General features: G+C 59.5%; 16 protein-coding genes. 5 read left to right on the top strand and 11 right to left on the bottom strand.

Features of this window, described 5'->3' with window-relative positions:
* Nucleotides 1-250: 250 nt before the first annotated feature.
* Nucleotides 251-2,980 (top strand): beta-glucosidase, encoded by a 2,730-nt coding sequence (locus tag ACWKV4_RS03030; RefSeq protein WP_483831170.1) that lies wholly within the window; start codon nt 251-253, stop codon nt 2,978-2,980.
* A gap of 117 nt (nt 2,981-3,097) precedes the next feature.
* Here ACWKV4_RS03030 and ACWKV4_RS03025 read toward each other — a convergent pair whose 3' ends face one another.
* The 4 genes from ACWKV4_RS03025 to ACWKV4_RS03010 all read right to left on the bottom strand — a co-directional run bounded on the left by ACWKV4_RS03025 (nt 3,098) and on the right by ACWKV4_RS03010 (nt 6,378).
* Nucleotides 3,098-3,757, bottom strand: coding sequence for a TetR/AcrR family transcriptional regulator (locus ACWKV4_RS03025; protein ID WP_483831171.1), 660 nt, complete (start codon nt 3,755-3,757; stop codon nt 3,098-3,100).
* A 104-nt stretch (nt 3,758-3,861) separates the two neighbouring features.
* Nucleotides 3,862-4,695 carry a thymidylate synthase gene (locus ACWKV4_RS03020; RefSeq protein WP_483831172.1) on the bottom strand — a complete coding sequence of 278 codons (834 nt, stop codon included), beginning with the start codon at nt 4,693-4,695 and terminating at the stop codon, nt 3,862-3,864.
* A 77-nt stretch (nt 4,696-4,772) separates the two neighbouring features.
* Nucleotides 4,773-5,582: a prolipoprotein diacylglyceryl transferase gene (gene lgt, locus ACWKV4_RS03015; RefSeq protein ID WP_483831173.1), complete on the bottom strand. Its 810-nt coding sequence runs from the start codon at nt 5,580-5,582 to the stop codon at nt 4,773-4,775.
* 13 nt (nt 5,583-5,595) lie between these two features.
* The gene (locus ACWKV4_RS03010; protein WP_483831174.1) at nt 5,596-6,378 is read right to left on the bottom strand and encodes a sulfite exporter TauE/SafE family protein; all 783 of its coding nucleotides are present in this window, start codon (nt 6,376-6,378) and stop codon (nt 5,596-5,598) included.
* A 116-nt stretch (nt 6,379-6,494) separates the two neighbouring features.
* On the opposite strand from ACWKV4_RS03010, the gene ACWKV4_RS03005 reads away from it, so the two are divergent.
* The gene (locus ACWKV4_RS03005) at nt 6,495-7,235 is read left to right on the top strand and encodes an NRDE family protein (protein ID WP_483831175.1); all 741 of its coding nucleotides are present in this window, start codon (nt 6,495-6,497) and stop codon (nt 7,233-7,235) included.
* Nucleotides 7,236-7,243: 8 nt separating this feature from the next.
* Here the strand turns inward: ACWKV4_RS03005 and ptsP are convergent, their stop codons facing one another.
* Nucleotides 7,244-9,523, bottom strand: a complete 2,280-nt coding sequence (gene ptsP, locus ACWKV4_RS03000; RefSeq protein WP_483831176.1) for a phosphoenolpyruvate--protein phosphotransferase — start codon at nt 9,521-9,523, stop codon at nt 7,244-7,246.
* A 22-nt stretch (nt 9,524-9,545) separates the two neighbouring features.
* On the bottom strand, nt 9,546-10,025 hold the full coding sequence (locus tag ACWKV4_RS02995; protein WP_483831177.1) for an RNA pyrophosphohydrolase: 480 nt from the start codon (nt 10,023-10,025) through the stop codon (nt 9,546-9,548).
* Nucleotides 10,026-10,164: 139 nt separating this feature from the next.
* Here ACWKV4_RS02995 and ACWKV4_RS02990 point away from each other — a divergent pair, with 139 nt between their 5' ends.
* Nucleotides 10,165-10,821, top strand: a complete 657-nt coding sequence (locus tag ACWKV4_RS02990; protein WP_483831178.1) for a histidinol-phosphatase — start codon at nt 10,165-10,167, stop codon at nt 10,819-10,821.
* A 166-nt stretch (nt 10,822-10,987) separates the two neighbouring features.
* Here the strand turns inward: ACWKV4_RS02990 and ilvA are convergent, their stop codons facing one another.
* A complete protein-coding gene (gene ilvA, locus ACWKV4_RS02985; RefSeq protein ID WP_483831179.1) occupies nt 10,988-12,502 on the bottom strand; it encodes a threonine ammonia-lyase, biosynthetic in 1,515 nt (504 codons plus the stop codon).
* 144 nt (nt 12,503-12,646) lie between these two features.
* Between ilvA and rpiA the strand changes: the two genes are divergently transcribed.
* Nucleotides 12,647-13,318 (top strand): ribose-5-phosphate isomerase RpiA, encoded by a 672-nt coding sequence (gene rpiA, locus ACWKV4_RS02980; RefSeq protein WP_483831180.1) that lies wholly within the window; start codon nt 12,647-12,649, stop codon nt 13,316-13,318.
* Nucleotides 13,319-13,324: 6 nt separating this feature from the next.
* On the opposite strand, the gene ACWKV4_RS02975 is transcribed toward rpiA, so the two are convergent.
* From ACWKV4_RS02975 to ACWKV4_RS02965, 3 genes are all read right to left on the bottom strand, one after another.
* Nucleotides 13,325-14,236, bottom strand: coding sequence for an SdiA-regulated domain-containing protein (locus ACWKV4_RS02975; protein ID WP_483831181.1), 912 nt, complete (start codon nt 14,234-14,236; stop codon nt 13,325-13,327).
* A 75-nt stretch (nt 14,237-14,311) separates the two neighbouring features.
* Nucleotides 14,312-15,241, bottom strand: a complete 930-nt coding sequence (locus tag ACWKV4_RS02970; protein ID WP_483831182.1) for an SdiA-regulated domain-containing protein — start codon at nt 15,239-15,241, stop codon at nt 14,312-14,314.
* A gap of 93 nt (nt 15,242-15,334) precedes the next feature.
* Entirely contained in the window at nt 15,335-16,000 is a 666-nt protein-coding gene (locus ACWKV4_RS02965; protein WP_483831183.1) for a fumarylacetoacetate hydrolase family protein, read from the bottom strand.
* A gap of 269 nt (nt 16,001-16,269) precedes the next feature.
* On the opposite strand from ACWKV4_RS02965, the gene serA reads away from it, so the two are divergent.
* Nucleotides 16,270-17,499, top strand: coding sequence for a phosphoglycerate dehydrogenase (gene serA, locus ACWKV4_RS02960; RefSeq protein ID WP_483831184.1), 1,230 nt, complete (start codon nt 16,270-16,272; stop codon nt 17,497-17,499).
* 95 nt (nt 17,500-17,594) lie between these two features.
* On the opposite strand, the gene ACWKV4_RS02955 is transcribed toward serA, so the two are convergent.
* Nucleotides 17,595-18,218: a 2OG-Fe(II) oxygenase gene (locus ACWKV4_RS02955; protein WP_483831185.1), complete on the bottom strand. Its 624-nt coding sequence runs from the start codon at nt 18,216-18,218 to the stop codon at nt 17,595-17,597.
* Nucleotides 18,219-18,349 lie beyond the last annotated feature (131 nt).

Below are 18,349 nucleotides of genomic sequence, written 5' to 3'. Positions count from 1 at the left end.
GAAAAAACCCTTCTTAATTTAAAAGAAGGTCAAACCGCCTCGGCAATTATCCGCACACCCAGGGCGGTTTTATTTTCAACAAAATTAACTTCCCACTGCATCGCACGGCAATAGCGTTGCCTGCTGCTGCCTGCTTCTTTCTTGCCCAATAATGACGGGAGGGGTGGAGGCTTGCCTGCAGCAAGGCGTTGCGCTACTGACCTGCGGCATAACAGCGCAGGGGTTTGATCGGCAAATGGAGTTATCACAGATGCGCAAACGAACACTTATAGGGGCCCAATCGGCCCTAGCGTTATTGGCTTTGGCCATTTCCCAGGTGCACGCCGCAGACAGCACGCAGACGCAGCTCGAAGCCAAGGAACAGCGCGCCGAAAAGGCCGCCGCCGCTACTCTGGCGAAGATGAGCCTGGAAGAAAAACTTGCGTATATCGGCGGTAAGGGTGGCTGGAACGTCAAGCCCCTGGCCCAATACGGCGTACCTGAAATCAACGGTGCCGACGGGGGTGCCGGGGTTCGCTACACCAGCCAGGGTAATAACCAAGGCGTGGTCTACCCCTCCGGCCCGAACCTTGCCGCCACTTGGAACCCACGCAGAGCCATCGACTTCGGCCGCGCCTTGGGTTACGACACCGCCAGCGGTGGCTACCAGTTCATCACCGGCCCTGGCATGAACTTGTACCGCACTCCGTTCGGCGGCCGCGCGTTCGAGTACTTGTCCGGTGAAGACCCGTTCATCGGCGCGACCATCGGTGCCGCCACCATTAACGGTATTCAATCCCGTCGCGTATGGGCCGAGGCCAAGCATTATGCGGCGAACGATCAGGAAACCAACCGGTTCATCCTGAACGAAAAGATCCCCGAACGCGTGCTCCGGGAAATGACCCTACCCAGCTTCGAGTCGGCTTCGAAGAATGGCCTGGTCGCGATGATGATGTGCTCGTTCCAGCTGGTGAACGGCGAGTATGTCTGTGAAAACTCGCACCTGATCAAGCAGATTCTGAAGAAGGAATGGGGCTACAAAGGCTTTATCCAGAGCGACTACAACGCGGTAGTCCATGGTTTGCCCGCTGCCCAGGCCGGTACTGACCTGGACATGATGGGCTACCAGATGAACAGCACCCTTCTCAAGCCGTACCTAGACAGCGGCGAGCTGAGCGTTGCGACCATCGACGACAAGGTGCGCCGTATTCTGCGGGCGATCTACCTGTACCAGTTCGACAAGTTCGCACCACTCACCACCCACAACATGAACAGCGCCACCAGCAACAAGGTCGCCCTGAACGTAGCCCGCGAAGGTATCGTGCTGCTCAAGAACGACAGCAGCCTGCTGCCGCTGAACAAAAGCACGGTCAAGACCATCGCGGTGGTCGGTAACCTGGCCAAGTACGCACCACCTACCGGTTTCGGCAGCGCCAATGTTCAGGCCACCCACTACATCAGCGAGCTGAGCGGTTTGCAGCAAATCGCGCCGAACGCCAAAGTGGAATTCCTTGACGGCCTGTCGCTGGATCCGGCCGTGTCCTCCTGGACTACTGAAAACAGCAAGGGCACGAGCGTCGCGGGCTTGAAGGCCGAGTTCTTCAACAATGCCAACTGGTCCGGTGATGCCGCCGCTACCCGGATAGACACCCATGTGAACATGGACTGGTCTACCGACACGCTGCCGATCAATGGTGACACGTCCAACACCTCGATCCGCTGGAGCGGCAAGGTCACCCCGACCACCAGTGGCGAGCAAGTGTTCAAGGTACGTGCCGATGGCGCCGTGCGCCTGTGGGTCAATGGCCAGGAAATCATCAATAACGGTGACGGCCATCCGCTGCCGACCAACAGCATCCCGCCGACCATTCCGGCGTCGGGCAAGGTGACCCTCGAAGCTGGCAAGGCATACGACATCAAGCTTGAGTACTCGCGTCGCGCCGGCTACATCTCGACCATGGGCGGCATGGTAGGCGTTCAACTGGCCTGGGCTTCCTTGGCGGCCCCGCAAGACCTGGCCAAGTACGATGCCGTGGTGGTGGCGGTCGGTAACAACAACGAGTACGAAGGCGAAGGCTTCGACCACGGGTTCGACCTGCCTGAGTACCAAGGCCAGCTCATCCAGAACATCAGCAAGGTCAACAAGCACACCATCGTTACCCTGCATGGTGGCACCGGCTTGAACATGGCCGACTGGATCGATTCGGTTCCTGCCGCGCTGCATGCCTTCTACCCCGGTCAGAACGGCGGCCAGGCCCTGGCGGAGATCCTCTTCGGCAAGGTCAACCCTTCCGCCAAACTGCCGATCAGTATCGAACGCAACATCGAGGACAACCCGCTGTACGCGGACTTCCCCAACTACGACAACAACCTGAACCTCAAGGAAACCAGCTACAAGAACGACCTGTTCATGGGTTACCGTGGCTATGAAAAGAAAGGCACCAAGCCGCTGTATCCGTTCGGCTACGGGCTGTCGTACACCTCCTTCGGCTATAGCAACATCAGCGTGACGCCAGGCGTGGCTGTCGGCAACACGCCGATCAAGGTGTCCTTCGACCTTACCAACACTGGCAAGGTCGCAGGCTCCGAAGTTGCCGAGTTGTATGTTGGCCAGGCCAACCCGAAAGTCGCCCGCGCGCTCAAAGAGCTCAAAGGCTACAAGAAGGTGTTCCTGCAGCCGGGCGAAACCCGTCACGTGACCATCGAGCTGAACGACCGCTCGCTGGCTTACTTTGACGTAGCCAGCAAACAGTGGGTGGTCGATGCCGATACCTTTAACATCTCGCTGGGTGCTTCTTCACAGGATATCCGCCTGCAAGGCAAGCTGGTCAACCAATTCCGCCAGGAGCTGTCCACTACCACCAGCAACCCCCTGCCACGTTCGGCGCTGAACGCCACCAAGGTCACATCGACAGCGGTGAAGACCGGCGGCGTGTATGACCAGGCCACGGGTGAAACCACCACGAACGATTCCGACGACTACGGCAACTCAAACTACTAAAGGACAGGCTCCGGCGTTGTTATAGCCGGGGCTGCAGGCTCAGGGACGAGCCTTTTCATCCACGCTGGCATGCCCATCGACATATTCGAATTCATCAGTAGGTTGCTTTTAAGCCATCTACGCACACGCGTTGGTTTGCTTGATCGCCTGCTCTACTTGGGCAAGATAGGTCTCGAAACATTGGGCCAGGTCTACCCTTTCTGGAAACCTCAACCATTGCAGTTGCAAGCCGTCCATCATGGCCAGTATGTGCTGGATAGTCGCGTCCACGTCCACATCGCCGCGGACCTCGCCCTTATCCATCAAAGCGTACAACTGCTCACGCATACGTGCATAGATGGCTTGATAACGGGATTGGTACCACTCCCAGGCAGGGTGCCCTTCCGCCAGGCTCTCGGCATTAAGGATGCTGAAGGCCCGAATCACACCTGGATGGCTGATGTTCGCCCGGTTGATGGCCTTGAGCGCGGAGAAAAAACCGTTCAGGCTCTCATCGCTGCTGATGTTTTCGGCCATTTGTATCATAGCCTCGTCGCGCCGCTTCAATACGGCCGTCAGCAGAGCGATCTTGCTAGGAAAGTGATGCAACACGCCAGCCACGGTAATCCCTACATTCTGTGCGATCCTGGCGATTGACGCGCCACTGTAACCTTCCACGGAAAACATCTCCAATGCGGCATTGAGCAGCTCTTCACGGCGTTTTTCGCCCTTCGGTGCTCGCCGCTGGCGGGTAGATTCAGGCAACGCGGGGCCCAAAGCGGTTTTCTGTCGAGTCATTCCCAGGTCCATTTGAGCAATGCATCAACGTAAACAGATTGGCCTATGAGCGCAAATATTCCTCGTAGCCTACTGGCGGCAGGGGATCGCCTACGCTATTGAACTTATATTGCTACGGGTGCCTTGATACTCGGGTCTGCGTCGTATCCAACAATCCGGAAATCCTCAAATTTATAGTCATAGATGGATTCCGGGCGCCGAAGGATCTCTAGCTTGGGAAGTGGTTTTGGCGTTCGGCTCAGCTGTTCCTTGATCTGTTCCATGTGATTGGAGTAAGCATGGGTGTCGCCCGTTGTGACGATGATCTCGTGAGGTATAAGGTCACATTGTTGCGCCAACATATGTGTCAACAGAGCCAGGGCCGCAGTGTTGTAAGGAAGGCCTAAAAACACATCGGAACTACGGATGTAAAGCTGCATGGAAAGGTGCTTGTCATGTACAAATGCTTGGTACAGCAGGTGACAAGGAGGCAATGCCTGTAATCCGTTGCGTGCGTTCTCTTGGGGGCTTAGTCGCTCGTCAGGAAGGTATTCAACATTCCAGCCATGGAATAGGATGCGCCGGCTGTTTGGATTGGTCTTCAACGTTTCGACCATATAGTCGATCTGGTTGATTTTACGACCGTCCTGGGTCGGCCAGGCTGTCCATTGCTCACCGTAAACCGGACCAAGATTCCCTTCTTCAGTGGCCCATTCGTCCCAGATGCTCACTCCATGTTCATTGAGCCATTTCACGTTTGTATTGCCGCTCAACATCCAAATCAGTTCGTTGGCAATACTCTTGAAATGAAGCTTCTTCGTAGTAAGCAACGGGAAGCCATTGGCCAAGTTGTGTCGAAACTGGCGAGCGAACACAGCCTTGGTGCCTGTTCCGGTACGGTCACCCTTGACTACGCCATTACTGATGACATCGGTTAAGAGATCCAGATACGTTTTCATGATGCCTCTGATCCGTCGCAATAAAAAAGGCGACTTTTAAACCTGAACACAGCGGGGCCGAAGCCCCGCCGGCAACGTTAGGCGGCCTGCCGAGCCGCGGGGTCGCGGTGATAGGCCCACCAGATGAGAGCGGCGCCACCCAAGACCATCGGCAAGCATAGTACCTGGCCCATGGTCAGCCAGCCAAAGGCGAGATAGCCCAGTTGCGCGTCCGGCACCCGCACGAATTCCACCAAGAACCTGAAGATGCCGTAGAACAACGCAAACATGCCCGATACGGCCATGGTGGGGCGCGGCTTGCTGGAGTAGAGCCAGAGAATGATAAACAGCGCCACGCCCTCGAGCGCGAACTGGTACAGCTGCGAGGGGTGCCGGGGCAACTGAGCGGGGTCGCTGAACGGTGGGAAGATCATCGCCCAAGGCAGGTCGGTAGGCTTGCCCCACAGTTCGGCGTTGATAAAGTTACCGATACGGCCCGCGCCCAAGCCCAGGGGTACGAAAGGTGCGATGAAATCCATCAGCTGGAAGAAGGTTTTATCGTTACGCTTACCAAACCACCAAGTGGATAACATTACCCCGATCAGCCCGCCATGGAAGGACATACCGCCTTTCCACACCTCGAAGATCAGCGCCGGGTGGGCAATGTAGGCAGGCAGGTCGTAAAACAGCACATAGCCTAGGCGCCCACCAATGATCACCCCCATGGCGACCCAAAACACCAGGTCAGATAATTTTTCACGGGTCCAAGTGGGGTCGAAGCGGTGCATGCGGCGTGGCGCCAGCAGCCAGGCGCTGCCAATCCCCACCAAGTACATCAAACCGTACCAGTGAATCTTCAACGGCCCGAGCTCCAGTGCCACGGGGTCTATCTGCGGGTAAGGCAGCATCTATCTTCCTCGATCAAAGCAAAAAACTAAGGCCAACGCTAAACAGCAACAACGCGAACAACCGCTTGAGCAGCCGAGGCGACAGCTTGTGAGCCAGGCGCGCGCCGTAACGGGCGCATAGCATACTGGTGATCGCGATACCCACCAGCGCTGGCAAATAAACGAAGCCGAAACTATGCGCTGGAAGCAGCGGCTGGTGCCAGCCCAGCAGAATGAAACTTGCAGCGCCCGACAAAGCGATGGGCAGCCCACAGGCTGACGAGGTGGCCACTGCTTGCTGCATGGGCACGCTGCGCCAACTCAGGTAAGGCACCGTCAGCGAACCGCCCCCGATGCCGAAAATGGCCGAGGCCCAGCCAATCACAACGCCTGCCAGGGTCAGCCCGCCCTTGCCGGGAACATCACGGCTGGCTTTTGGCTTGAAGTCCAGGAACATCTGTATGCTAACCAGCAACGCGAACACGCCGATGATCTTCTGCAAGTGAGGGCCTTGGATCAGGGACGCGGTCTTTGCGCCCAAGGCGCCGCCGACCACGATGCCCAGCGTCATCCAGGCGAACACGGGCCAGCGCACGGCGCCGCGTTTGTGGTGTTCGCGTATGGCATTGACCGATGTAAAAACGATAGTGGCCAGCGATGTGCCCACCGCTAAGTGCGTCAGTATGTCGGGGGCAAAGCCTTGCAGACCGAAGCTGAACACCAGCACCGGCACGATGATAATGCCACCGCCTACGCCGAACAGCCCCGCCAATACCCCAGCGCAAGCCCCAAGGGCCAGGTAGAGCGCATATTCCATGTAAGTTCCTCGCGCGAGGGCGCATGGTACCGGATCGACCCTGTCCGCTCCAGTTGCGGCGATAGAAGCGCAGGGTGGCCAGCGTGTACAGTAAGCGAAAACAGGATGCCTGCCCTATGTGCTTGATCGTATTTGCTTGGCGCCCCGGCCATGGGCAGCCGCTGGTGCTGGCCGCCAACCGGGATGAGTTCTATGCCCGCCCTACCCTGGCCTTGGCGCAATGGCCTGATGCACCCGGCGTGTATGCTGGCCGAGACCTGGAAGCTGGGGGCACTTGGTTGGGGGTCGGGCCTAATGGGCGCTTCGCCACGGTTACCAACATTCGTGGGCGTAACGGGCCCGGCCGTCGGTCCCGCGGCGAACTCTGCGCCGCTTACCTCAAAGGCGAGCAATCGCTAGATGATTACGCTTGGCACCTGTGCACCCACGCCGGTGATTACGCAGGCTTTAACCTGCTACTGAGCGATGGTCAGCAGCTGTACTACCTGACCAACGCTAGCACCGGTCCCGAGGCCTTGGGCGCAGGGGTATACGGGCTGTCCAACGCGGCCCTGAACACCCCATGGCCGAAGCTACTGAACACCCGCCGCGCTTTCGAGGCCCAGCTGGATGGCACGGCGGAGCAATGGCTTGGCATCATGGCGGACCCTACTCCGACCAGCGACGCAGAGCTGCCCGAAACCGGCGTTGGCCTGGCCACAGAACGGCTGCTGTCCAGCACCTTTATCGCCACTGCCAGCTATGGCACTCGTGCCAGCTCGGCATTGATCGTCCATCAAGATGGCCGCCGCTCATTGACCGAACGTAGCTTCGGCCCTGGCGGCGCAGTATTGGGGCAGGTAACCGTAGAGGTGTAAGGCGCCGGTTACAGCGCCTTGGGCGCCGCCGGGTTGATCATCCGCGCCAGGCCTTGGTTTTTCAGGGCCAGTTGCAGCGAGCTATGGATAACCCGAGGATTGTCGATCTTCATCAACTGGGCCAACAGTTCGCGGGATTTTTCGTAGCTCACCTGGCGCAGCATCCATTTCACTTTGGGCAGGTTGGTGGCGTTCATGGACAGGCTGTCGAAGCCCATGGCCATGAGCAGCACCGCAGCCGCCGGGTCGCCCGCCATTTCGCCACAGATGCTCACCGGCTTGCCCTCGGCATGGGCTTCGGTCACCACATGCTGCAAGGCCTGCAACACGGCGGGGTGCAGGTAATCGTACAAGTCCGCTACCCGTGGGTTGTTGCGGTCCACGGCCAGCAGGTATTGGGTAAGGTCGTTGGAGCCAACCGACAGGAAGTCCACCTGGCGAGCCAGGTCTCGGGTTTGATAGACCGCCGCCGGAATTTCCACCATCACGCCAATCGGTGGCATGGGCACGTCGGTGCCTTCGTCACGCACCTCGGCCCAGGCACGGTGCAGCAAGTGCAGCGCCTCTTCAAGTTCATGAATGCCAGAGATCATTGGCAAGAGGATGCGCAGGTTGTTGAGCCCTTCGCTGGCCTTGAGCATGGCCCGGGCCTGCACCAGGAAAATCTCCGGGTGGTCCAGCGTCACACGAATACCACGCCAGCCCAAGAAGGGGTTTTCTTCCTTGATGGGGAAGTACGACAGCGATTTGTCGCCGCCGATATCCAGGCTGCGCATGGTCACCGGCAACGGGTGGAAGGCCGCCAGTTGCTCACGGTAAATGGCCAGCTGTTCTTTTTCCGAAGGGAAGCGCTGGTTGATCATAAAGGGCACTTCGGTGCGGTACAGCCCCACGCCCTCGGCACCCCGCTGCTGTGCTCGAGCCACGTCGGCCAGCAACCCAGTGTTCACCCACAACGGCATGCGATAGCCATCCAGGGTGACACAAGGCAATTCACGCAGGGTTTCCAGGCCCTTGGCCAGCTCCCGCTCCTCTTCCATTACGGCAGCGTATTGCTTGGAGAGGATCTCGCTCGGGTTGGTGAACACCTCGCCGTGATAGCCGTCGACGATCATATTGATGCCGTCGACCTTCGAATACGGCAGGTCTACCAACCCCATCACCGTAGGGATGCCCATGGCCCGCGCCAAAATGGCCACGTGGGAGTTGCCGGACCCCATTACCGAGATCAGCCCCACCAGCTTGCCTTCAGGCACTTCGCCAAGCATTGCCGGGGACAGCTCTTCACTGACCAAAATAGTGTTGTCCGGGTATACCAGCGTTTGCTGGCGGGCTTGCTGAAGGTAGGCCAGCAAGCGGCGCCCCAGGTCTTTCACATCGGCGGCGCGCTCACGCAGGTAGGCGTCGTCCATCAATTCAAAGCGGCTGACGTGCTCGCTCACCACCTGACGCAACGCGCCTTGGGCCCATTGACTGGTTTTGATGACATTGCGCACTTCGCTGCCCAGGGAGGCATCGTCGAGCATCATCAGGTAGACATCGAACAGTGCCCGTTCTTCTGGCCGCAGTTGGGTTGCCAGCTTGGCCGACAATGTACGCATGTCGTTGCGCACACCCTCCAGGGCGGTTTCGAACAGGGTTATTTCTGCCTGCACGTCCGTTACCGTGCGATCCGGGACCACCTCGAGATCGGCCGGCGGCAGCATCACGACCGCAGTACCCACCGCGGCACCGGGCGAACCCGGAACGCCCACGAAACGTGCCTCTTGAGTACCCTTGCCCTGCCGGCCCAGGCCGCGGATAGAACCGGTGGCCTCGGCGTGGGCGATAACCCCGGCCAACTGCGCGCTCATGGTCACGAGGAAGGCTTCTTCACCCTCGTCAAACTGGCGGCGCTCTTTCTGCTGGATCACCAGCACCCCGACTACGCGGCGGTGGTGGATGATAGGCGCGCCCAGGAAGGAGGCGTAGCGCTCCTCGCCGGTTTCGGCAAAGTAGCGATAGCGGGGGTGAGCGGCGGCGTCTTCCAGGTTCAGGGGTTCTTCCCGAGTACCCACCAGGCCTACCAGGCCCTCATTGGGCGCCATGCTCACACGACCGATGGACCGCTTGTTCAAGCCTTCAGTGGCCATGAGCACGAAGCGGTTGCTCTCCGGGTCAAGCAAGTACACCGAGCAGACCTGGCTGCTCATGGCCTCCTGTACGCGGATGACAATGATCCCCAACGCCGTTTTGAGATCCTTGGCGGAGTTAACTTCCTGAACGATCTTGCGCAGCGTATTGAGCATGGCTCGGGGTCGGACTCCGTGGTCAGTCGCGCGATAAGAGGCGTGGCGCCAGCTCTTTCAAGGCTCGGCGGTATACCTCGCGCTTGAAAGTCACTACTTGCCCCAGCGGGTACCAATAACTTACCCAACGCCAGCCGTCGAATTCCGGCTTGCCGGTGAGGTCCATCCGTACCCGCTGCTCGTTAGACACCAGGCGCAACAAAAACCACTTCTGTTTTTGCCCGATGCATAACGGCTGGCTGTGAGTGCGTACCAATCGCTGGGGTAGACGGTAGCGCAGCCAACCACGGGTGCAGGCCAGGATTTCCACGTCTTCACGCTCCAGGCCCACTTCTTCATTCAGCTCGCGGTACAAGGCCTGCTCTGGGGTTTCCTCTGAGTTGATGCCACCTTGAGGGAACTGCCAGGCATCTTGGTTGATCCGGCGTGCCCATAGCACCTGCCCAGCATCATTGGTAAGAATGATGCCCACGTTGGGGCGGAATCCATCGGGGTCGATCACGGCGGCAACCTCGCAAACGCATGTCCACGCATTGTTCCACAAAGCCCGGCAGAGCGGCAACGAAGCTTGCAGCCTTATGTGCAGCATTAATAAAAGGCCGTATTCTGTAGGCCATTTTTGCGTTTAGGCGAGTGAATTCATGGCCCTGGCTCTTTTCGACCTCGATAACACCCTGCTCGGTGGTGACAGCGACCACGCCTGGGGTGACTACCTATGCGCCAAAGGCATCCTCGACCCGGTGGAATACAAAGCGCGCAACGACGCCTTTTACCAGGATTACCTGGCTGGGCGCCTGGACTTGCAAGCCTACCTGGCATTTAGCCTGGAAATCCTCGCCGCTACCGAGCCCGCGCAGCTGGAGCACTGGCACGCGGCCTTTATGCGTGACTGCATCGAGCCGATGATCCTGCCCAAGGCCTTGGCCTTGCTCGATCAGCACCGAGCCGCGGGCGATCAGTTGATGATCATCACCGCCACCAATCGCTTCGTAACCGGGCCCATCGCCAAGCGTCTGGGCGTGAGCATGCTGCTGGCCACCGAATGCGAGATGGACGGCGACCGCTATACCGGCCGCGGCACCGGGGTGCCCTGCTTCCGCGAAGGTAAGGTCACCCGCCTGGAGCACTGGTTGCAGGAAACCGGCGTGGGCTTGGAAGGCAGTTACTTCTACAGCGATTCGATGAACGACTTGCCGCTGCTAGAGCGCGTGCAACACCCCGTGGCAGTGGACCCCGACCCGGTATTGCAGGGTGAGGCCATGCGCCGGGGCTGGAAAGTGATTTCCCTGCGGGATTGATCCGCGCACTGGGTCTACGTTCGTGGCGACCAGGCTGCTACGCAATATACCCGTACCCGCACCGTGGCGATTGTAGCAGCAGGCCTTGGCCGCGACCGGGTTCAACACGGTGGTGCGGCCCGGTCGCTGGCGAGCCAGGCTGCTACGAGGGCGGGCGGCCTTAGCTTTACCCCAAAAACAATTGGTACGCGGGGTTATCGGTTTCATCCCAGTAGGGATAACCGATCTCCTCCAAGGCGGCATATACCTGGCCACGCTCGGCCTGGGGTACTTGCAGCCCCGCTACTACTCGCCCATCGGCGGAGCCATGGTTGCGGTAGTGGAACATCGAAATATTCCAACGCCCGCCCAGTTTGTTGAGGAAGTTGAACAAGGCGCCTGGGCGTTCCGGGAACTCGAAGCGCAGCACCCTCTCGTCGCTGACCTTCACCGCATGGCCGCCCACCATATGGCGGATGTGCAGCTTGGCCAGTTCGTTATCGGTCAGGTCTTGTACCGGGAACCCTTGCGCGGTAAGGCTGGCGATCAAGCCCGCCCGCGGGTCACGCTCGGGGTGAGTCTGCACCCCCACGAAGATATGTGCCTCATGGCCGGTATGGTAACGGTAGTTGAACTCGGTGATTTGCCGCTTGCCCACCGCTTCGCAAAAGGCTTTGAAGCTGCCCGCCCGCTCCGGGATGGTCACGGCGATGATGGCCTCGCGACCCTCGCCTAGCTCGGCACGTTCAGCCACATGGCGCAACCGGTCGAAGTTGACGTTAGCGCCCGAGTCAATGGCGATCAGGGTTTGCCCTGCCACGCCCTGGGTGTCCACGTACTTCTTGATACCCGCCACGCCCAAGGCGCCCGACGGCTCGGTGATGGAGCGGGTATCGTCGTAGATGTCCTTGATGGCAGCGCAGATCTCGTCACTGCTGACGGTAATCACCTCATCGACATAACGCCGGCAAACCTCGAAGGTGTGGTGGCCGATCTGCGCTACCGCCACGCCATCGGCAAACAGCCCTACCTGTGACAGCACCACCCGCTCGCCAGCGGCCAGAGCGGCTTGCAAGCAGTTGGAATCGTCTGGCTCCACGCCGATGATTTTGACCTCGGGGCGCAGGTATTTCACGTAAGCGGCGATGCCGGAGATAAGCCCACCCCCACCTACCGGCACGAAAATGGCGTCCAGCGGCCCACGGTGCTGGCGAAGGATCTCCATGGCCACCGTGCCTTGGCCGGCAATGGTGTCAGGGTCATCGTAGGGGTGTATGTAGACGTAGCCTTTTTCTTCCACCAGTTTGAGCGACCAGGCCAGGGCGTCGGGGAAGGAGTCCCCATGCAAGACCACCTCGCCACCTCGGGAGCGCACCCCTTCGACTTTGATTTCCGGCGTGGTCACTGGCATCACGATGACAGCCCGCACGCCCATTGCCTGAGCGGCCAAGGCCAGCCCCTGGGCATGATTGCCCGCCGAGGCCGTGACCACGCCACGGCTGCGCTCGCTGTCTGTTAGCTGGGACAACTTGTTGTAGGCGCCCCGTATCTTGAAAGAGAACACCGGCTGCAGGTCTTCGCGCTTGAGCAACACGTGGTTGCTCAAGCGCTCGGACAATTGGTTGGCCCGCTGAAGCGGGGTTTCGACCGCGACGTCATAAACGGGCGAGGTCAGAATCTTCTTTACGTATTGCTCAAGCATGGCGCACGGTCACTGCTGACGACGACGGGGTCAACGAGTCTACCGCAGCGCTCGGTTCGCAAACCACATTTGGGCAAGGTTTGTACGGCCCGTATGGCTATAATGCGGCCCTTTTTGACCACCAGCCGCTTGTGGAGCGCCAGCATGACCCAGGATCAACTCAAACAGGCCGTGGCTCAGGCCGCGGTGGACCACATTCTGCCCGGCCTGACTGACAAGAGCATCGTCGGCGTGGGCACTGGGTCTACGGCCAACCTGTTCATCGACGCGCTGGCGCGCCATAAGGGCGCATTTGACGGCGCGGTGGCAAGCTCGCAAGCCACTGCCGCGCGGCTCAAGGGGCATGGCATTCCGGTGTACGACCTCAACGCCGCGGGTGAGCTGGAATTTTATGTGGACGGCACTGACGAAACCGACGAGCACCTGCACCTGATCAAGGGCGGCGGCGCGGCCCTGACCCGGGAAAAGATCGTGGCGGCCGTGGCGCGTACGTTTATCTGCATCGCCGATGGCAGCAAGCTGGTGCCGGTGCTGGGGCAGTTCCCCTTGCCTGTGGAGGTGGTGCCCATGGCCCGCGGCCACGTGGCGCGGGCGTTGGTCGCCCTTGGTGGGGACCCGGTTTACCGTGAAGGGGTCGTAACCGATAACGGCAATATCATTCTGGACGTGCACAACCTGCACATCACCGACCCCGTTGGCCTTGAGGCCAGCATCAACCAGATCGTGGGCGTGGTGACCAATGGCTTGTTCGCCGCTCGCCCAGCCGACCTGCTGTTGCTGGGCACCGCCAAAGGCGTGAAAACCTACAAGCGTTAAACGTAATTATTCGGCGGGCCGAGGCTTGAATTTATAAAGCAGGTTCGGTTCGCTGACGATATACAAGGCGCCGACGGCATCCATGGCGATGCCTTCGGCCTGGGGCACCTTGTTTTTCAGCCCAGCGGTGCCAGCCACTAGCGACAGGCTGCCCACGGGCTTGCCATCGGCGCCAAGCTCTACCACCACCCGCGACTCGTCCGACACCACCAGCAAGTGCCCGCTGCCAGGGTCGAACTGCAAACTGGAAAGGTCACGAACGAACAGCGCCCGGTCTCGGGCGGCGTCTTCGCGCACCTCGATGGCCAGGTTGGCGTTTTTATCCTGTAGCGGGAAGCCTCGTATCTCGTAAATGCGCACAGGGTCCCGCTCCTTGGCCACGAACAACCGCTGCCCCACGCTATCGTAGGCTAGCCCCTCGAACCCCTTGTTGCCATTGAGCCCCAACCCCAAAGCCAGTTGGTTACCCTCGGCGGCATTCACAACTTCGGTGGCGTCTGTCACCTCAACTTGCACCAGCCGTTGCTGGCGTTCGTCGCTGATCACATAGGTATTGGGAGCCACATACTCTACCGCTTCAGGGTCGGCGAAGCCTGCCAACGGAATACGCCGCACCACCTCGCCCTCCAGGGATAGCTCCACCAGCTCTGGCGTTTTGTTGGTCACGGTAAACAGGGTATTGCGGTCTGGATCGAACGTAAGCGCTGATACATCGCCACTGAGCCCGTCGATGGGCTTGGCTTCCACCGCCACCTGATAGCGCGCCAGCCCTAGTGCAGACTCACTGGGTGATACCCACTGATTCAGGGCGAACCAGGCGCGTGCCGTGCCGCTCCAGTTCAATGCCAGGGCGATGGCAACCAGTAACCCTAAAGCAAGTAATAAACCGAAACGGCCTGGGCGGGAAGAAAGACGCATGAACATGGCAACACCAGCAGTAGATAACCTGCTGATGAAACCACAGTTGGCTGAATTTCCTCTTAAGGCGCAGGCTTATTGTTTCTTGAAGGCGTAGAACAGGTTGGGTTCGCTGACCATGTACAGGGTGCCTTGCTCGTCGATGGCCACGCCTTCCGCGCGGGGGATCGTATCTTTAAGGCCATTCATGCCTCCGAGCAGGGTCATGAAGCTCACCGGGCCGCCTTCGCTATTAGCCTCTATCAGCAAGTGAGAGTCTGCCGAGAGCAGCAGCAGGTTGCCGGTGCGTGGATCGATGCCCATGGCGGACAGGTTGCGCAGGTCCAGCGCGTCGCTGGTCAGGGGGTGTTTATCCGCTGCCAATTGCCCGTCGGCGCTTCGCTTCAACCCAAACAAGGCCGCGGGCCGCTCTTGGCCCAGCAGCAACTGGTCACGCCGTGGGTCCCAGGCTGCCCCTTCGAAACCTTTGTTCTGGTTAGGCGAGGTGCCCAGGTCGATCTTTGGAAAATCCGCGTAGTTGAGGCTAGTGGTTGTGGCGCTTACCTCTACCTGCGCCAAGGTATGCAAGCGCTCGTCAGTGATTGCCAACTGGCCGTTGGGCAGGGCCGCTACACCCTCGGGGTTCGACCACCCTTGTAGCGGGATCTTGCGCAGCACATCGCCTTGAAGGCTCAGTTGCACTAAAAAGGGGTGCTTGCCCATCACCGCGAAAAGCGTGTGAGTAGCGGGGTCGTAGGTAAGGTCCGAAGCTTCGTCGTTTTCCATGCCTACCAGTGGGCGGGCCTCAATGCTAACGCGGTAATCCGGCAGCCACACCGCCTGGGCGCGTGCCGCTGGAGAGGCGAACCATTCCTTTAGCCACAGCACTGCCCGGTCATCCCAATGCAGCGCCGCAGCCCCGGCATAGGCCGCCAGCAGCAGGGCAACCCCTAGCAACACGCGCCGTATACGCATCGGCGAACGGCGCGGAGCACCGGCAGTGGGTAGGGCGGCTGTGCTGGGCATGGTCTTACCTTCGATCAGGGGCGCTGGTCGAAGTATTATGCGTGAACCATGTGAAAAATATGGCAACCCCTGACCTTGTTTTCCGCTAATGGTTCATAGCACTCGGGTAGTTACCCCGCTATCCCTGGATAGCGCGATCACCAGTTCATCGCCAGGGTTCAGTGGGCCAACCCCTGCTGGAGTACCGGTCAGGATCACGTCCCCGGCCAGCAGCGAAAAGTGCCTGGCCATGTACTGAATCATCGGTACGATGGGGTTGAGCATCAGCGAACTGTTGCCGTCCTGGCGCACTTCGCCATTAAGGGTCAGGCGCACGGGAATGTCCGTGAAGTCTGGGAAGGTGCTGGCGGCCATGAAGGGGGCCAGTACGCACGCGCCATCGAAGGACTTCGCCAGTTCCCAAGGCAGGCCCTTTTCCTTGAGCTTGGCTTGTACGTCCCGCAGGGTCAGGTCCAGGGCCGGGGCAAAGCCTGAGATTGCATCCCGTACTTCCTCTTCGCTGGGGTTGGTGGACAGCGCCTTGCCCAATAATACGGCGATTTCGGTTTCGTAGTGGACCGAGCCCCGATCGGTCGGGATTTTAAAACCGCCCTCGGTGCCCACTACGCAGCTACCCGGCTTGATGAACAGCAGCGGCTCGCTGGGCACGGGGTTGTCCAGCTCCTTGGCGTGCTCGGCATAATTGCGGCCGATGCAAACCACCTTCCCAAGCGGAAAATGAATGCGGGTGCCGTCGGCATACTGGTGTTGGTAGCTCATCATCGACTCCTGGGCTGTGCACGAAATGTAGTTGTACGGGTGATGCTGAATTGAAATCGGTATGGCCAGTCAGGTACGGCCAGTCAGGCTCGGAAAGGGCAAGCGAACCCGCGATCTGCTCATGGGATGCCTGAGCCATATTCACATGCGAAGCGGGCGGCGAGGAAAGTGAACATGCTAGCATAGGCCCCTGCCATGGCGCTTACAGCGCAGCCCGAGCGCAGCGGGCTTTTCCTTCCCTGCCACTTTTTGGAACCAGGTTTAAGCAGATGAGCAAGACTTCTCTCGACAAGAGCAAGATCAAGTTCCTTCTTCTCGAAGGCGTACACCAGACCGCCGTTGATACGCTCAAGGCGGCCGGTTACACCAACATCGAGTACCATCCCAGTTCCCTGCCGGAAGCGGACCTCAAGGAAAAGATCGCCGATGCGCACTTTATCGGCATTCGCTCTCGTACTCATCTGACCGAAGACCTGTTCGAGCGCGCCAAAAAGCTGGTAGCGGTAGGCTGCTTCTGCATCGGCACCAACCAGGTCGACCTCAGCGCCGCCCGCGCACGCGGCATTGCGGTTTTTAACGCCCCCTACTCTAATACCCGTTCGGTGGCCGAGCTGGTATTGGCCGAAGCCATTCTGCTGTTGCGTGGCATTCCAGAGAAAAACGCTTCCTGCCATCGGGGCGGCTGGATCAAGAGCGCGGCCAATTCCTTCGAGATCCGGGGCAAGAAGCTGGGTATCGTTGGCTACGGTTCCATTGGCACCCAGCTGTCGGTATTGGCTGAAAGCCTGGGCATGCAAGTGTACTTCTACGACCCGCTCACCAAGCTGCCTTTGGGTAACGCCACTCAGGTACCTACCCTCAAAGAACTGCTCGGCATGGCTGATATCGTATCTCTGCACGTACCGGAGTTGCCCTCCACCAAGTGGATGATTGGCGAAGAAGAAATCCGCGCCATGAAAAAAGGCGGCATCCTGATCAACGCCGCCCGTGGCACTGTGGTTCGACTCGAAGCCCTGGCCGAAGCCATCAAGGACAAGCACCTGATCGGTGCCGCCATCGACGTGTTCCCGGTGGAGCCTCGCTCGAACGATGACATTTTCGAAAGCCCGCTACGCGGCCTGGACAACGTCATCCTTACGCCACACATCGGCGGCTCCACTGCCGAAGCCCAAGCCAACATCGGCCTGGAAGTGGCCGAGAAACTGGTGAAGTACAGCGACAACGGTACTTCGGTATCCTCGGTCAACTTCCCGGAAGTAGCCCTGCCCGCCCACCCCGGCAAGCACCGCCTGTTGCACATCCACGAAAACATTCCTGGCGTGCTCAGCGAAATCAACAAAGTGTTCGCTGAAAACGGTATCAACATCTCTGGCCAATTCCTGCAAACCAACGAGAACGTTGGCTATGTAGTGATCGACGTGGACGCCGACTACTCCGACCTGGCACAGGCCAAGTTGCAGCAGATCAAAGGCACCATCCGTAGCCGGGTGTTGTTCTAAGCCCTGTTCGCCAACTGGCGTTGGCTCCTACACGGGCATGAAACTCGCCTCTCTGTATGAGCCAACGCCGTTGGCGAACAACGCTTTACACATCACTACAGCACCCCCTCCCCGCGCCTGCGGAACCAACCCGTGAGCGATAGGCGCTGGCGGCGGGCCGGTAGTACCTCGTGGGGGATGCGATCAGACAGGAAAGTGATCAAGGCACCGCCCGTAGGCAGCACGTCATGAACTCGGTTATTGGGCAGGTACAGCCGTAGCTGGCCGCCGTCCTCCGGCAGCCAGGCAGTGTTCAGGTACAGCACGGTGGAGACCATGCGCCGGTCGTCATCGTTGAAGCGGTCCACATGGCGCAGGTAATAGGCACCTTTGGGGTAACACGCAAAGTGCGCCTCGAACGCCTCAAGCCCAAGGTAGAGCGCCTGATTCAGGCCTTGCCGCAAGCCTTCCATGATCCCGAGATAACGGTCGATGGCGCTACTTTGGCCGGGCTCCACCCACTCGATGGCATCGCCGCGGATAGCCTCGCGCACTCGTGCCCCAACGCCCCGCCCTGTGGCGGCGGGCACCAGTTGACCTGCCTTGGCACGCTGGCGGCAATCCTGGCCCAGCTCATGGGTGAGCGCTTCAGGCATGAAGATAGTTTGCTGCGACCAGCCGTGTTCGGCCAGGTCAGAGGCAATCAGGGAAAACAACGGATGCGAGGGAGAAAGGTTCATGGCGCATGTTAGCGACCCTTGAACCAAACCAACAGTGGCTCAGCACGTCAATGATCATAGCGTTATCGAGTTCATCGGGGACCGTCTCGCCTCTCTCGACAAATGCCGCCCTTGACACAGACAATAGCGCC

It is taken from the genome of Pseudomonas artemisiae, assembly GCF_057128685.1.
The sequence above is the reverse complement of the archived record's forward strand: the minus strand, read 5'-3'. Positions and strand labels throughout refer to the sequence as shown.